Source organism: Nostoc sp. ATCC 53789 (assembly GCF_009873495.1).
GTDB classification, from domain to species: Bacteria; Cyanobacteriota; Cyanobacteriia; order Cyanobacteriales; family Nostocaceae; genus Nostoc; species Nostoc muscorum_A.
Genome location: NZ_CP046703.1, coordinates 3,489,741 through 3,503,999 on the forward strand (window position 1 = coordinate 3,489,741; position 14,259 = coordinate 3,503,999).

General features: G+C 43.5%; 14 protein-coding genes. 3 read left to right on the plus strand and 11 right to left on the minus strand.

The features are described from left to right. Positions 1 to 47: 47 nt before the first annotated feature. The 10 genes from atpA to GJB62_RS14325 all read right to left on the minus strand — a co-directional run bounded on the left by atpA (position 48) and on the right by GJB62_RS14325 (position 8,034). Complete coding sequence (gene atpA / locus GJB62_RS14280; RefSeq protein WP_114086145.1) at positions 48 to 1,568, minus strand: F0F1 ATP synthase subunit alpha; 1,521 nt, start codon at positions 1,566 to 1,568, stop codon at positions 48 to 50. A gap of 190 nt (positions 1,569 to 1,758) precedes the next feature. Further along, entirely contained in the window at positions 1,759 to 2,313 is a 555-nt protein-coding gene (gene atpH, locus GJB62_RS14285) for an ATP synthase F1 subunit delta (protein ID WP_114086144.1), read from the minus strand. Then, a complete protein-coding gene (locus GJB62_RS14290; RefSeq protein WP_114086143.1) occupies positions 2,310 to 2,882 on the minus strand; it encodes a F0F1 ATP synthase subunit B in 573 nt (190 codons plus the stop codon). The genes atpH and GJB62_RS14290 overlap by 4 nt, the downstream gene beginning before the upstream one ends. Before the next feature lie 194 nt (positions 2,883 to 3,076). Beyond that, positions 3,077 to 3,508, minus strand: a complete 432-nt coding sequence (locus tag GJB62_RS14295; RefSeq protein WP_114086142.1) for a F0F1 ATP synthase subunit B' — start codon at positions 3,506 to 3,508, stop codon at positions 3,077 to 3,079. 182 nt (positions 3,509 to 3,690) lie between these two features. After that, positions 3,691 to 3,936, minus strand: a complete 246-nt coding sequence (gene atpE / locus GJB62_RS14300; RefSeq protein ID WP_012411162.1) for an ATP synthase F0 subunit C — start codon at positions 3,934 to 3,936, stop codon at positions 3,691 to 3,693. A gap of 147 nt (positions 3,937 to 4,083) precedes the next feature. Continuing rightward, positions 4,084 to 4,845, minus strand: a complete 762-nt coding sequence (gene atpB / locus GJB62_RS14305) for a F0F1 ATP synthase subunit A (protein WP_012411161.1) — start codon at positions 4,843 to 4,845, stop codon at positions 4,084 to 4,086. A gap of 60 nt (positions 4,846 to 4,905) precedes the next feature. Continuing rightward, positions 4,906 to 5,388, minus strand: a complete 483-nt coding sequence (locus GJB62_RS14310; RefSeq protein ID WP_114086141.1) for an ATP synthase subunit I — start codon at positions 5,386 to 5,388, stop codon at positions 4,906 to 4,908. Between the two features lie 507 nt (positions 5,389 to 5,895). Continuing rightward, the gene (locus GJB62_RS14315) at positions 5,896 to 7,077 is read right to left on the minus strand and encodes a class I SAM-dependent methyltransferase (RefSeq protein ID WP_114086140.1); all 1,182 of its coding nucleotides are present in this window, start codon (positions 7,075 to 7,077) and stop codon (positions 5,896 to 5,898) included. A 175-nt stretch (positions 7,078 to 7,252) separates the two neighbouring features. Further along, a complete protein-coding gene (locus GJB62_RS14320; RefSeq protein WP_245246168.1) occupies positions 7,253 to 7,663 on the minus strand; it encodes a type II toxin-antitoxin system VapC family toxin in 411 nt (136 codons plus the stop codon). Beyond that, on the minus strand, positions 7,660 to 8,034 hold the full coding sequence (locus tag GJB62_RS14325) for a hypothetical protein (RefSeq protein ID WP_114086139.1): 375 nt from the start codon (positions 8,032 to 8,034) through the stop codon (positions 7,660 to 7,662). Before GJB62_RS14325 ends, GJB62_RS14320 begins: the two co-directional genes overlap by 4 nt. A gap of 177 nt (positions 8,035 to 8,211) precedes the next feature. On the opposite strand from GJB62_RS14325, the gene GJB62_RS14330 reads away from it, so the two are divergent. Further along, the gene (locus GJB62_RS14330; protein ID WP_114086138.1) at positions 8,212 to 8,946 is read left to right on the plus strand and encodes a 2-phosphosulfolactate phosphatase; all 735 of its coding nucleotides are present in this window, start codon (positions 8,212 to 8,214) and stop codon (positions 8,944 to 8,946) included. A 98-nt stretch (positions 8,947 to 9,044) separates the two neighbouring features. Here the strand turns inward: GJB62_RS14330 and GJB62_RS14335 are convergent, their stop codons facing one another. Continuing rightward, positions 9,045 to 9,575, minus strand: coding sequence for a hypothetical protein (locus GJB62_RS14335; RefSeq protein WP_114086137.1), 531 nt, complete (start codon positions 9,573 to 9,575; stop codon positions 9,045 to 9,047). A gap of 542 nt (positions 9,576 to 10,117) precedes the next feature. Here GJB62_RS14335 and GJB62_RS14340 point away from each other — a divergent pair. Both GJB62_RS14340 and apcA read left to right on the plus strand, forming a co-directional pair. Next, on the plus strand, positions 10,118 to 13,408 hold the full coding sequence (locus tag GJB62_RS14340) for a phycobilisome rod-core linker polypeptide (RefSeq protein WP_245246169.1): 3,291 nt from the start codon (positions 10,118 to 10,120) through the stop codon (positions 13,406 to 13,408). A gap of 354 nt (positions 13,409 to 13,762) precedes the next feature. Further along, complete coding sequence (gene apcA, locus GJB62_RS14345; RefSeq protein ID WP_012411145.1) at positions 13,763 to 14,248, plus strand: allophycocyanin subunit alpha; 486 nt, start codon at positions 13,763 to 13,765, stop codon at positions 14,246 to 14,248. Positions 14,249 to 14,259 lie beyond the last annotated feature (11 nt).

Below are 14,259 nucleotides of genomic sequence, written 5' to 3' on the forward strand. Positions count from 1 at the left end.
ACACTTATAGCTACTCAGCACTCGGCACTCAGCACTCAGCACTGTAATTACGCTGCTGCTTTGAAAGTCTTCTTGTATTCGGTAAGTGCTTCTTTCAAGGCAGCTTCTTCTGCATCACCTAGTGCTTTGGAGGCTCTTACTCCTTCGGCATACTGGGTTTTACCAGTCTTTAAGTACTCCCGCAGACCTTGGGTAAAGGTGGTAACTTTATCTACAGGCACATCATCCAAGTATCCATTGATACCAGCGTAAAGAATTGCTACTTGCTCGTATACTGAGAGTGGCGAATTTTGTGGCTGCTTAAGAAGTTCGCGTAACCGTTGACCACGTGCCAACTGGTCTTGAGTGGCTTTATCTAAGTCAGAAGCAAATTGTGCGAAGGCTTGCAGGTCGTCAAATTGGGCTAGTTCCAATTTAATCTTACCAGCAACTTTTTTCATTGCCTTGGTTTGAGCCGCAGAACCCACGCGGGATACTGAAATACCTGGGTTCACAGCTGGACGGATACCAGCGTTGAACAAGTCAGAAGATAGGAATATCTGACCATCGGTAATGGAAATTACGTTTGTGGGGATGTATGCCGAAACGTCACCAGCTTGGGTTTCGATGATTGGTAGGGCGGTCATGCTGCCTTTACCTAATTCATCACTCAGCTTGGCGGCTCTTTCTAATAAGCGAGAGTGAATGTAGAATACATCTCCGGGGTAAGCTTCGCGTCCGGGTGGGCGACGTAGCAGCAGGGACATTTGGCGATAAGCTTGGGCTTGTTTGGAAAGATCGTCGTAAATTACTAGGGTAGCTTTGCCTTTGTACATAAAGTACTCGGCAATAGTTGCGCCTGTGTAAGGAGCTAGGTATTGTAGTGTTGCTGGTTCACTGGCACTAGCGGCGACGACGATGGTGTAATCCATCGCGCCTTTTTCTTGCAATGTCTGCACCACGTTAGCTACGGTGGAAGCTTTTTGACCGATCGCAACGTAGACACAAACTACATCTTCTTCTTTTTGGTTGATGATGGTGTCGATCGCGATCGCAGTTTTACCGGTTTGGCGATCGCCAATAATCAATTCCCGTTGACCGCGACCGATGGGAATCATTGAGTCAATAGCTGTAATCCCCGTTTGCATGGGTTCGTGTACAGATCGACGAGCAATAATACCAGGCGCTGGAGATTCAATCAAACGGCTTTCTGAGGATTTGATGTCTCCCTTACCATCGATGGGGCGACCCAAAGCGTCTACAACTCTTCCAATTAAGGCTTCCCCGACTGGAATTTGAGCAATTCTACCAGTAGCGGTTACAGAACTACCTTCTTGAATTTCTAGCCCTTCACCCATCAACACCGCGCCCACGTTGTCTTCTTCTAAGTTTTGGGCGATGCCAATTGTGCCATCTTCAAATTCTAAGAGTTCCCCAGCCATAGCCTTTTCCAGACCATAGATCCGGGCAATACCGTCACCTACTTGTAGGACGGTACCAACGTTAGCAACTTTGACCTCTTGATCGTATTGCTCGATTTGTTGTTGGATAATGCTGCTAATTTCGTCAGGTCTAATTGATATGCTCATGTGTCTATCTTGTTTGCTTTCGAGACGGAATTCAGTGCTGAGTGCTGAGTTAAGAGTGCTGAGTTAAGAGTGAGTAGTGATGAGTTAAAAAAGCAAAAGTTAAAAGTTAAAAGTCAAAATAAATTACTGTTTACTTAACTCCCAACTCCTAACTCCTAACTCCTAACTCCCAACTTCTAATCCTAACCTTCTAGCTATTAGTTAAGCGCAATGAAAGGCGGCGCAGTTGACCCCGGATACTGGCATCAATTACCTGCGAACCTACTTTAATAATCACACCACCAATTAACTCACTGTCTACCTTGGTTTCTAGTTCTACCTGGCGAGCATTACTGATGGCAATGACCTTTTGGATAATTGCCTGCTGTTGAGCTTCTGTGAGGGGAACGGCTGAAATTACTTCCGCTAATACGGTTTGATTCAGCTGCCGCAACAGCGCCAGATATTGTTGAAAAATCGATTCCAAGAATGCAATGCGGCGTTTGTCTACTAATATCAACAAAAAGTTGCGTAAGTAGGGGTTAGAGCCTTCACCGAGTATTTTTTTGATGAGAGCTTTTTTGTTCTCAGCCTGAATAAACGGGTTGCTGAAGAAGTTGTGTAGCTGTTTGTCTGCTCTGAGCAGTCCCAGGAAAGTCCGCGCATCTTCCCCGAACTCTTCTGTCAAATTTTTCGATTGCGCTATTGACAAAAGTGCCTGTGCGTAAGGTTGGGCTACTTCGGCTGCCGCTACCTGACTTGTCATACATTGCCTCCCAGTTGTGCGATGCTACGATCAATTAAACTTTGTTGAGCATCGTCGGCAATCCCGCCTTTGAGTTGCGATTCGACTTTTTGCAATGCTAGTGTAGCAACTCGTTGCCGTAGTTGAGCGATCGCTCGCTCGGTTTCGCTGTTTAAATCTGCTGCTGCTGTTTGTTTCAAGCGTTCTACGTCTTGCGCTGCTTTCGCTAACAAGGCTTCTTTCGCTTTTTGAGCATTTTCTACGGACGATTGGCGGATACGTTCTGCTTCTGCTTGAGATTGCTTCAACTGCTCTTGCGCTTGGGAAAGGGCAGTCTTTGCCTCTTTTAAGCGCCCTTCTGCTTCCTGAATTGCGGTGGCAATATTGGATTGTCGCTCGTTCAGGATATTGCTTAAAACTTTACGTCCGAAGTAGAATAGTATGCCAACCAGAATCGCTAGATTGATCAGATTGGTTTCAAAAATGTCTAGGTTTAGACCGAAACCACCTTCTGCTGCGCCTTCTGCCAATTCAGAGTGAACAGCGTTCGCTTCTGCGGCAAGTAATAAGAATGTCCCCATGATACCCATTTACAAGTGCGCTGCTCGCTTGCTAGTACGTTGTATTTTCCCCTAGGGAAGGAAATTTAAGTATCTTTTCCCTGTCAGGAAATTAAGTATCTTTCCCAAGAAGGGAAAAAGTGCCTTTTTTTGACACTTAAATTTTGCGCTCTGGACTAGGGGCCAGTTGCGCGTATGCTTTACACAGAACCAATCTCGTTAGCTTATCTAACTGGAGTTGGCCCCAATAGTTTTTCTAGAATCTGCCTACTTAGAGCATCAACTTGTTGCTCTAAGGTACGAAAAGCTTCTTGTTTTTGTTGCTCTATTTCAACAGAAGCTTGTTCTCGTTGAGACTGGGCTTCCTTTTGGGCTTCAGCAATTTTTTCGGCAGTAATTTTCTTAGCTTCAAGTTGAGCGGCTTCTACAGTAGCTTGCGATTGTCTGCGAGCGTCTGCGAGTTGCTGCTCATATTCGGTAGCCAAGCGTTCGGCTTTAGCCAAGCTTTCTTTCGCCTCAAGGGTATTCGTTCGGATGTAACTATCGCGATCGTCTAGTACCTTGGTCAGTGGCTTATAGAAAATTGCATTCAACACAGCTGCTAATAGCAGGAATTGCAATGCCATGAAGGGCAAGGTAGCATCGAAATCAAACATTTGTCTCCTCTTTGGCTGGAGTAGCAGTTTTCATGGCTAGCAACGTCATCCAACCTTTCATATTTTAGAGACCCATAGCCAACAAGGGTCAACTGAACATTATAACTATTGAGATACCCAAAACGTTTTGATTGTAGAGGCGTGATGATTCACGTCTCCACACTCGCAAAAATTTTCAGGTATTAACCGAAGGGGTTAGCGAACAGCAATACCAGGGCAATTACCAGACCATAGATAGTCAAGGATTCCATGAATGCCAAGGTTAATAGCAGAGTACCGCGAATTTTTCCTTCTGCTTCAGGTTGACGAGCAATACCTTCTACTGCTTGTCCAGCAGCGTTACCTTGACCAATACCAGGGCCAATTGCAGCTAAACCAATCGCTAAAGCAGCAGCGAGAACTGAAGCAGCCTGAACTAATGGATCCATGTTGATTTTCCTTGCTTTGATTACAAAACTAACAAAAGTACGTTAACGACTAGAAACGTGGTTTTCACGCTGCACATGAGTTCTTTGATCGCGCTTTGCGATGTTTTGAGCAAAATGCTCTTGGAACTGTGCTATCAACTGAGAAGTTTAATGCTCCTCATGTTCTTCTCCACCATGTCCCTCCATTGCCTCATGAATGTATGCTCCGGCTAGGGTGGCGAAAACCAGGGCTTGAATGGCACTGGTAAATAAACCCAAGGCCATTACAGGCAGAGGTACAAATAGAGGAACTAGCAGCACCAATACCGCGACTACCAATTCATCCGCCAAAATATTACCAAATAGCCGGAAGCTTAGGGAGAGGGGCTTGGTGAAATCTTCGAGAATTGCGATCGGCAACAAAACGGGTGTTGGCTCTATATATTTCTTAAAGTAGCCTAAACCCCGCTTGCTAAAACCCGCATAAAAGTACGCTAAGGAAGTCAGCAATGCCAATGCAACAGTCGTATTGATGTCATTGGTGGGAGCTGCCAATTCGCCCGAAGGTAGCTTGATGAGCTTCCAGGGAATTAACGCACCTGACCAGTTCGATACGAAAATAAACAAGAACAATGTGCCAATAAATGGCACCCAAGGGCGGTACTCTTTCTCACCAAGTTGGTTTTTGGCCAAATCACGAATAAATTCTAGGGCGTATTCCATCAAATTCTGGATGCCCTTGGGAATTCTTTGTGCGTTGCGAGTAGCAGCTATTGAAGCCACTACTAAAATGCTAATCACAAACCATGAGGTGAGAAAAACTTGCCCATGAATTTTAAGATTGCCCAACTGCCAGTAGAAATGATGACCTACTTCTAATTCGGCGAGGGGAAAAGAATTAAAGGCGTTTAAGACACTAAGCATTTGCATTCTTCAAGCATTTTCCCCAACGATCGAGGATGGGATTACTATCTTTGTGAGCCTGACTTTTTAAGAATCAGGAATGAACGCAATTTGCACCATATAGACGAGGAGCGTGGCTTTGTAAGTTAGAAATCCCAAAAATATGGGCAAAATCTGTAGCTCACGCCATTGAGTTGCCACGATCATGACTCCCATAAATAGAGCAAAACGAGTTTTGCTCAAACTGGTTTTTTCACTACCAAGTTGCTCAACGTCTCTAGCCAACATTTTTAAGTAAACCACACCTGTACACGCCCCAATTAAATAATTTAGGGCAATGTTTAAGGAATAAAAAATCCACACAGAGATAAAAATAACCCCCGTCAAGACAAGCGTGATTACCAACAATCGCTGGAAGAGTTGATAAAACTCTCGCATAGAGTTACCTGATTCTGTGTCTCCAGAATCAGTTTTAGCATCTTGTTGCGTTGTCGGAGTGGGCGCAATTGATTCGTCTGACAAGCTCACGAGACTTGAAACCAGTACAGTTAAATTATGATGACTGCACATTCAGTCAGCTGAATCATATCACGATCCGGTAACAATACTTTAGGAAAAAACAATTAACTTCTTGGCAACGTTACACAGTCAGTAAAATCGCGCTCCCAGAAGCGAGAGAGCGGCTGATGATGTAAAAGACTGTGTGGGTGAATAATCAAATTATCGTTGCCTAAAAATTCAAAATTTCTTCCAATTCCAGCTTTTTTGACTAGATTATTGTCCTCCAAAGTCGTTACATAGCATCTTGGTGTTTGAAGTAATTGGGTGTCAATAAAATCAACTGGTGCTTGAGGAGTGTATAGGCATACCGCAAATCAGAAATCGGAGAGTAGCGGCTTGTCATTAAGCAGCGCACCACTGCTGAATTTCAAAAAACTCCAACTTTTGGGATTTAGAATACCCGTTTGTTGGGCACTTTCCTAATCTACATTAATTTACCAAAAGTGGTGATGGGCGATCGCTCATCACCATAAGTATAAATTGCTTTTATTAAGCCAGTGTTGAATTGGAGGCTGATTAAGCAGGTGCTAATAATATCAGTTGCTGCTGAAGAAGTTTTCTTACTTCATCTAATCCCAGTTGCCCATCTGTCAAAATATCTGCAACTGTAGAATTAGCATCACACTTTTGCATAAATTCAAACTCTGGTTCAGATAAATTAACAATTTGGTAATTGTAATTAAAGAAGCATTGACTGGGAAATCCTTCAATACAAGGATTAAGTTCGGGAATCGCCGCTAATAAAGCTTTGTCGTCTGACCAGTCAGTTTTTACTAAGGGAGGACGGCCAAGGAAAAACTCGTAATGAGTTACTTCTGGGTCTAGTAATTCTATCAGGCGATAAAGCTGGCGATCGCTCAATTCTTTTGCCCGTTCTACTAACTCTGGTGCTTTGCTCAAAAGTCTCTCCAAATCCCAGAAACTCGGATTCGAGAAACCAATAAACTCTAATCCCGAAGCATCAATTAATTCAAACAGCGTCTCAATGTTGTAGTCAATTTCTTGGGGATGAACGTACATATCGGCAAAGTGTTCATCCTTGTGGTTTTCTAATGACCAACGCTGCTTTTCGTATTTGACAATTCGGTTATTTTCTGGTAAAGAAGCAAATATTTGCCGTCCGACTTGGACACCATCGCGGTAGTCGCCTTTTTTGTCACCTTGCAGAAGTGCGATCGCTTTTTGCATGAGTTGAATTTCCCAGCGTCCCAACTCTCCGTACACAAAAATGTGCATTAAGCCGCCTGGGGCTAACTTCTGCGCCAAAGCTTGAATACCGCGAATTGGATCGGAGGTATGGTGCAAAACGCCAACACAGTTAATTAAATCAAACTCACCTGGTAACTGTTCCACATCAAACAAGCTGAGGTGATGAAACTCAACACGGTTAGCACCAGAACGCTGACAACGTTCTTTTGCTACATCCAAAGCCCCAATACTGAGATCAATCCCCACAACAGAAGCCTGGGGATTGAGATGAACCAGGTACTCTGTACTTACCCCTGTACCGCAACCTGCATCTAAAATCCGAATATCTTGCCTTTGGGGTTTTTGACCTATGCAAAAATTATGAGCAGCTAGCCAGTTCCAGCGCCAGTTATAGCCTGGTGGTGGTTCATCCAACAAAGCTTCTGGCGGAAAGGGATAGGTATTGTAGAGTTTGGCAACAGCAGCACTAACAGTTTGGGAATCGGACATGATGAGGAATAACGCAGCATTTCTGAGTTTAGCGAATGCTGGACACTTCAGGTAGACAAATAATTGCGATCGTCATCAGCCCATATATTTTAAGTATATAAGTTGTTTTATTAATAACGCTATTGTTCAAGTATCTCTTCGCTAATAAAATTTAATTATAATTTTGTATAAAAATTTACTTAGCTAGGAGCATTAAATGGCTGTAGGAATGCCGGAATTCGTTGAAAATCCAGAAAATCGTTGCCCTGTAATTCTGTATTGCCGCAATTCGCAAATCTTGTGTACCAATGCGGATTCTTTGACGAATCAAGTCTTCGTAACAATTAATAGCATACTCATCAAATCCTAGCGATCGCACATTTTTGAAAAACTCTAAAGTAGCCTCTAGCTTTGCGTAAGCTAATACCAATGCATCAGATAAGGAAGCCTTTCTGATTACATTAAACCTCCCACGCAGTTGTTCTTCAACTGTAATTATCGTTATGGCAATGTCTTCAGAATTGACTGCATTAATACGCCGTGTCACAACTGGATGCATCTGTTGAAAAAGTGAGACGTGATCCGTATCAAGTATCCATAAAGTCACTTAGTTTCATCCTCCGCATCAAGTTGCCGATAATATTCCTCCATTTGTGCGTCAAGTTCACGGCGATCAGCTTTTATATATGCTAGCATCTCGTCAAATTGCGGATCATCCTTGAACATACCCGCAAATTTCATCCAAGGATGTTCGGTTTGGGGAGGTTCAATTTCCAAAGTTACTATTTCTGGTTTTCGCTCTTGTAAAATTTGAATTAGTTTTTCTAGTGCTTCTTCTTTGGTTACACCAGAGCCTTTAAAATCTGGCAAGCCTAATACTGTCGCAATAACCCCACCATCTGCTTGATTTTCAATCAGCACATCATAATTTAACTTGGGTACAGTATTGTTAGGATAAGTTTTTACAGTTAAATTCATAATATTTCCAACCTGAAAGTTTTATATTGATTATAACTGCCGACCTACTTACTGCTAACCTTTAGTTTGTACGTGTTAGCATAGCGTTTCGTAGATGACTACAAACCTTTAAGAATTTACACTGCCTTACTTACCTATGGTTTGATTTTTATAATATTTTCTTTTGCGATCGCTCCAATGATTTACAACCAATCAGAGTTTGATTTACGCTGTGAATGGGGGGCACAAGGAGTTGCTGAACTCGCTCCCATAAGTGATGTAATTGTGATAGTTGACATTCTCTCTTTTTCTACCTGCGTGGAAATTGCCACAAATCACGGCGCGATAATTTTTCCCTACGCATATAAAGATGAATCAGCCATAGATTATGCCAAATCAGTGCAAGCAGAGTTAGCAAGTCATAGACAACGTTCGACAACAATTGGATATTCTCTTTCGCCAAAATCGGTCACTCAGATTCCTGCTGGAACTAGACTAGTTTTACCTTCACCTAATGGTTCTTTTCTGACTTTACTTACAGGGGATACACCAACTTTGGCTGGTTGCTTGCGAAATTGCCAAGCTGTAGCGCAGTTTGCTCAAAAGTATGGCGATAAAATCGCTGTGATTCCTGCCGGTGAAAGGTGGCAAGAAGATGGTAGCCTACGTCCTGCATTTGAAGATTTAATTGGTGCTGGGGCAATTCTCAGTTATTTAGATGGCAGTCTATCACCAGAAGCCGAAGTTGCTGTAACAACATTTCAGGCTTTCCAGCAGGATTTACTGGGATACTTGAAAAAATGCAGTTCGGGTAAAGAGTTGATTGAAAAAGGTTTTGAGTCAGATGTTGAACTGTCCGCCGCCCATAACGTAAGTGATTGCGTGCCTTTATTTACTAATAATGCTTATGTAGATTCCAGGCTACAGGCTTAAGAGACTTCCAAATAAAAAATATCCCAAAACTGACACAAAAATCCTCTCTCTGTGTTCTCTGCGTCTCTGTGGTTAGTTTATTTCTTAGAAATCCCTAATTAAAGGTCGCACTGATTGGTTTGGCAATATTTGGCATTATCTATAAACTCTTGCAACTTATTCAAGGGAATTATCTGCAATGATGACCCACCTTGCACCTCAGCAGTGATGTAAGCAAACTTTTGTCCGCGATAATACTGGTCACGTCCAACCTTGGTGACATACCGAGACTTCTGAAAGTCATTAGCAATATTAGAATTATAAATATTTTGTAACAGTTTCACCGCTTTGGCATTTTTTGTGGTGAATTTGATGCTTGAGTCACCACTAACGGTTATACCTTCTTTAGTCACTTTCCCATTTTGAGAAGTGACATCAGCATAAAAGTATAAATTTCCCTTTGTACCCTCGTAGCCGTGGGCTTCGCTGTTGTATCTCAAAGTTGGTAATTGCGATCGCGTTTTTGCCCACTTAACAACGGTGTTGATGTTTTGCTCTGGAAGCGCATTTGCAGGAGTGATAGCTAAAATAACTGAGATTGCAGACAGAGCAACATTGAATAAATAGTTAAATTTAGAACTTTTGTGCATAGTATTTTCCCGTTAAAGAATACTGATAGCTAAAGCTAAAAAACACCGCAATTTGAGAATTATTTCCAGGGCGGCGTTATTTCGTAATATTCAGTCATCAGTAGCAAAAACAACTTAACATCGACTAATGACTACTGTCCACCGATCATTGCTGAAGGAAATTTAGTTTCAACTAAGATTTTGTAACATTTGCAATAATCGTAGAATGGATACTGCCACAAACATCAAAATAGAGGTTTTCAGCATCAGTAGACCATGCCTAGCCTATTTCTGAGTTACAAAACTTAGATTTGATCTCAGCCAAACAAGAGTATGTACTCTTGAGACTGGATGTATCTAAGCTACAGGTTCTACACACTTCTTAATAAACCAGCCTTGAGAACGCAAAACGTTCTAATCTAAAAGCTAACTGGGTTAATTTACTGGCAGTTTTGCAGGCAATACTCTCAAGTTCATAAAGCATAGAGACACCGATGTGTCAAGCCTCAAAGCGACCCAGATTTAACATATATAACGATTATGATGGGAGTTTTACAAAGCCGATGAGTGTTAAGGCGAGTGGTGGAAGCTCAGTTGCGCGTCCGCAACTATATCAAACCCTAGCTGTAGCGACAATTACCCAAGCCGAGCAGCAAGACCGCTTTTTGGGAAGTGGTGAACTAGATGAACTGGCAAGCTATTTTGCATCTGGTGCAAAGCGTTTAGAGATTTCCCAGACGCTTACAGATAATGCCGAGATTATTGTGTCTCGCGCTGCCAACCGGATTTTTGTCGGTGGTTCGCCAATGGCTTTTTTAGAAAAGCCCAGAGAAGCAGAACTAGTAACTGCTGGTGGTGGTGGTGCTAATGTTCAGCAAGGGATGCAACTAGGAACTGTAACCTATGTTGAAAGTCGTGGCGGGTTCCTAGAAAATTTACGATCAATATTTAACTCATCCCCCAGCGGCCCAGTACCCGCAGGTTTCAGACCAATTAACATTGCTCGTTATGGCCCGAGCAACATGGCCAAGAGCTTACGGGATTTATCTTGGTTCTTGCGCTACGCTACTTATGCGATCGTTGCTGGCGACCCCAACATCATAGCGGTGAACACACGGGGTTTGCGGGAAATAATTGAAAATGCCTGCTCTGGTGAAGCAACGCTGGTAGCTTTGCAAGAAATCAAAGCCGGATCGCTTTCCTTTTTCCGCAAAGATGCTGAGGCTACAGAAATTGTGTCTCAGTACATGGATGTTTTGTTAACAGAATTCAAAGCAGCCACACCTTCAAATAAAGTCCGTCAACGTCCCTCTAGCGACCAACAAGGGTTGCAACTGCCGCAAATTTACTTTAATGCAGCAGAACGTCGTCCCAAGTTTGTGATGAAAACTGGGTTGTCAGCTAGCGAAAAAAATGAGGTAATCAAAGCGGCATATCGGCAAATTTTTGAGCGCGACATTACCCGTGCTTATAGCTTGTCCATATCTGACTTAGAATCCAAGGTGAAAAATGGCGACATCTCCATGAAGGAGTTTGTTCGTCGTCTAGCTAAATCTCCTCTTTACCAAAAACAGTTTTACCAGCCTTTTATTAACAGCCGAGTCGTCGAACTTGCTTTCCGCCACATTTTAGGACGGGGCCCAAGTAGCCGGGAAGAAGTGCAAAAATACTTCTCCATTATTTCTAATGGTGGTCTGCCAGCCCTGGTAGATGCCTTAGTAGATTCTGCTGAATACGGCGACTATTTTGGTGAAGAAACAGTACCTTACCTCCGGGGTCTGGGCCAAGAAGCACAAGAATGTCGCAACTGGGGGCCGCAGCAAGACCTGTTTAACTACAGTGCGCCTTTCCGCAAGATACCTCAGTTCATTACCACATTTGCGGCTTACGAACAGCCACTACCAGACCAACATCCTTACGGTTCTGGTAATGACCCCCTGGAAATTCAGTTTGGCGCGATTTTCCCGAAAGAAACTCGCAACCCCAGCACCCGTCCGGCTCCTTTTGGCAAGGATACCAAACGCATCCTGATTCACCAAGGGGCAGGGATTAATAACCAAAATAGTAACCCCAAAGCGCGGGGTGAAGCTCCTGGTACTCTTGGGCCCAAGGTGTTCAAATTAGACCAGCTGCCTGGTACTAGAGGTAAAAAAGCTGCCAAAAATTCTAGCGTCAGATTCTCCGAAAGCTCCACGCAAGCATTGATTAAAGCTGCTTACCTGCAAGTTTTCGGTCGCGATCTTTACGAAGGTCAGCGCCCGAAGGTATTAGAAATCAAGCTGGAAAACGGTGACATCTCTGTACGGGAGTTTATCCGTGCTTTGGCTAAGTCGGATGTATTCCGCAATCTGTACTGGTCATCGCTCTATGTTTGTAAAGCGATCGAGTATATTCACCGCCGCTTGTTGGGTCGTCCGACTTATGGCCGTCAAGAAATCAACAAGTACTTTGACATTGCTTCCAAACAAGGCTTTTACGCAGTAGTTGATGCGATCATTAACAGCGTAGAATACAGCGAGGCATTTGGTGAAGATACAATTCCTTACGAACGGTATCTGACTCCCGGTGGTGTATCTGGGCGGCAATTGCGCGTTGGTAGCATTCGTGAAGATGTTGCAGCCAAAGTTCAGAAGGAAGTAACGCCAAGCTTTGTGACATTGGGTACAGTCACAGAAAAACGGTCAGAACCAGATATTCAGTTCCGTATTAACCAAGGTGTTAGCAAGCAACGCGAACAAACCAAAATCTTCAAACTGGTTTCCAATACCAGCGATAAAGTTGCAGTAAAAACCTTGATTAGCGCTGCCTATCGTCAGATTTTTGAGCGCGATATTGCACCCTACATCGCTAAAAATGAATTTACGGCGTGGGAAAGCAAGTTGGGGAACGGCGAAATCAGTGTGAAGGAATTTATTCAAGGTTTGGGTTACTCGAACCTCTACCTGAAAGAATTCTACACACCCTACCCCAACACCAAAGTGATTGAGTTGGGAACCAAACACTTCTTGGGACGTGCGCCATTAGACCAGGCAGAAATCCGCAAATATAACCAAATTTTGGCTACTCAAGGGATTCGTGCCTTTATTGGTGCTTTGGTAGATAGTGTGGAATATAACCAGGTATTTGGTGAAGATACGGTTCCTTACCGTCGCTTCCCAACCCTACCTGCGGCAAACTTCCCGAATACCGAGAAGCTGTACAACCAGCTGACCAAGCAAAACGATGATGTAGTTGTGCCTAGCTTTAAGCCCGTGCAAGCACGTGTAGGAGTTAGTAACGATACACCACTTTTGACGCAGGCGATCGCAGATATAGCAGCCCAAATAAACGGTATCAACAAGAGCAAGCCCGCTTTTGCTGAGCTGGGTCGTTCCTACAACGATGGTAGCGGACAACCCGTAGAACTAGGTGTGCGTAAACATGCACGCATTTACCGTCTAACAGAAAGCGCTAACCAAGCCGAAACACAGCAGGCAATCAACGCCATTTACTGCCAAGTATTGGATGTATTTAGTGGTGAAGTGCCTGATAATTTCCGCCGTACTGACCTAGACAGCAAACTCCAGAATGGTGAAATTTCCGTGCGTGAGTTTGTGTGTGAACTAGCTAGTTCCGAAATCTATCGTCAGCGCTTCTTGTCACCTTATCCTCATGCCAAGGTCATTGAGTTCCTCTTCCGTCACCTGTTGGGGCGTACACCCGCAGATCAGGAAGAAATTCGCCAGTGCAACCAGCTGCTAACTGATAGTGGTTTATCGGCTGCTGTAAAAGCAATAGTCGAAAGCCCAGAATATAGCCGCTACTTCGGTGAAGATGTTGTGCCTTACAACCGCTTCTCAATAGGGAATAGGTAATAGGTAATAGGGTACAGATTATTTCCTGTACCCTGTGACCTTCCCCCTTCGTAACCTTTCGTAATATTGCTCTCAGATTACAGCTAAAACAGGGAATTCTGAAAGGTAATATTACAAAGTGTTAAGAGCAGTCATAAATGCTCAACAGAATGCCGGAAAATGTTTTGCGGAAGGTAACTGAGTTTAAAAGCTTGTGTACTTGTGTTGACTCAAGAAAACTCGTAATTAATTAGCCGTAGCAGTTATAAAACTGTTGTGTCTAAAAGAACGAGAGAACAAACTCAGTAAACCAAATTTTAGAGTCTCACCAGTTTAATCAAATCCTGGTTTCATTTGTATTGGAGGAATCCATTAATGAGTATCGTCACGAAAGCTATCGTGAATGCTGATGCAGAAGCTCGCTACCTCAGCCCTGGTGAATTGGATCGGATCAAATCCTTTGTTGCCAGTGGTGAACGCCGCGTGCGGATTGCTCAAATTTTGACAGAAAATCGTGAGCGGCTGGTTAAGCAAGCTGGCGATCAATTGTTCCAAAAGCGTCCTGATGTTGTGTCTCCTGGTGGTAACGCTTACGGTCAAGAATTGACTGCTACTTGCCTGCGTGACCTAGATTACTACCTCCGCCTCGTTACCTACGGTATCGTTGCTGGTGATGTTACACCGATTGAAGAAATTGGTGTTATCGGTGCCCGTGAACTGTACAAGTCCTTGGGAACCCCTATTGATGGTGTTGCTGAAGGTATCCGTGGGCTGAAGAATGTAGCTACTACATTGCTGTCTGGTGATGATGCTTCTGAAGCTGGTACCTACTTCGATTACCTAGTTGGTGCCCTGCTATAGGGTGATGCTGT

Bases quoted from the DNA above. Each gene is read 5' to 3' on its own strand.
- GJB62_RS14310 (WP_114086141.1), bottom strand. From the start codon at position 5,388: ATGTGCAGTCATCATAATTTAACTGTACTGGTTTCAAGTCTCGTGAGC.
- GJB62_RS14315 (WP_114086140.1), bottom strand. From the start codon at position 7,077: ATGTCCGATTCCCAAACTGTTAGTGCTGCTGTTGCCAAACTCTACAAT.
- GJB62_RS14330 (WP_114086138.1), top strand. From the start codon at position 8,212: ATGATTTACAACCAATCAGAGTTTGATTTACGCTGTGAATGGGGGGCA.
- atpA (WP_114086145.1), bottom strand. From the start codon at position 1,568: ATGAGCATATCAATTAGACCTGACGAAATTAGCAGCATTATCCAACAA.
- GJB62_RS14340 (WP_245246169.1), top strand. From the start codon at position 10,118: ATGAGTGTTAAGGCGAGTGGTGGAAGCTCAGTTGCGCGTCCGCAACTA.
- atpH (WP_114086144.1), bottom strand. From the start codon at position 2,313: ATGACAAGTCAGGTAGCGGCAGCCGAAGTAGCCCAACCTTACGCACAG.
- atpB (WP_012411161.1), bottom strand. From the start codon at position 4,845: ATGCAAATGCTTAGTGTCTTAAACGCCTTTAATTCTTTTCCCCTCGCC.
- GJB62_RS14290 (WP_114086143.1), bottom strand. From the start codon at position 2,882: ATGGGTATCATGGGGACATTCTTATTACTTGCCGCAGAAGCGAACGCT.
- GJB62_RS14335 (WP_114086137.1), bottom strand. From the start codon at position 9,575: ATGCACAAAAGTTCTAAATTTAACTATTTATTCAATGTTGCTCTGTCT.
- apcA (WP_012411145.1), top strand. From the start codon at position 13,763: ATGAGTATCGTCACGAAAGCTATCGTGAATGCTGATGCAGAAGCTCGC.
- atpE (WP_012411162.1), bottom strand. From the start codon at position 3,936: ATGGATCCATTAGTTCAGGCTGCTTCAGTTCTCGCTGCTGCTTTAGCG.
- GJB62_RS14325 (WP_114086139.1), bottom strand. From the start codon at position 8,034: ATGAATTTAACTGTAAAAACTTATCCTAACAATACTGTACCCAAGTTA.
- GJB62_RS14295 (WP_114086142.1), bottom strand. From the start codon at position 3,508: ATGTTTGATTTCGATGCTACCTTGCCCTTCATGGCATTGCAATTCCTG.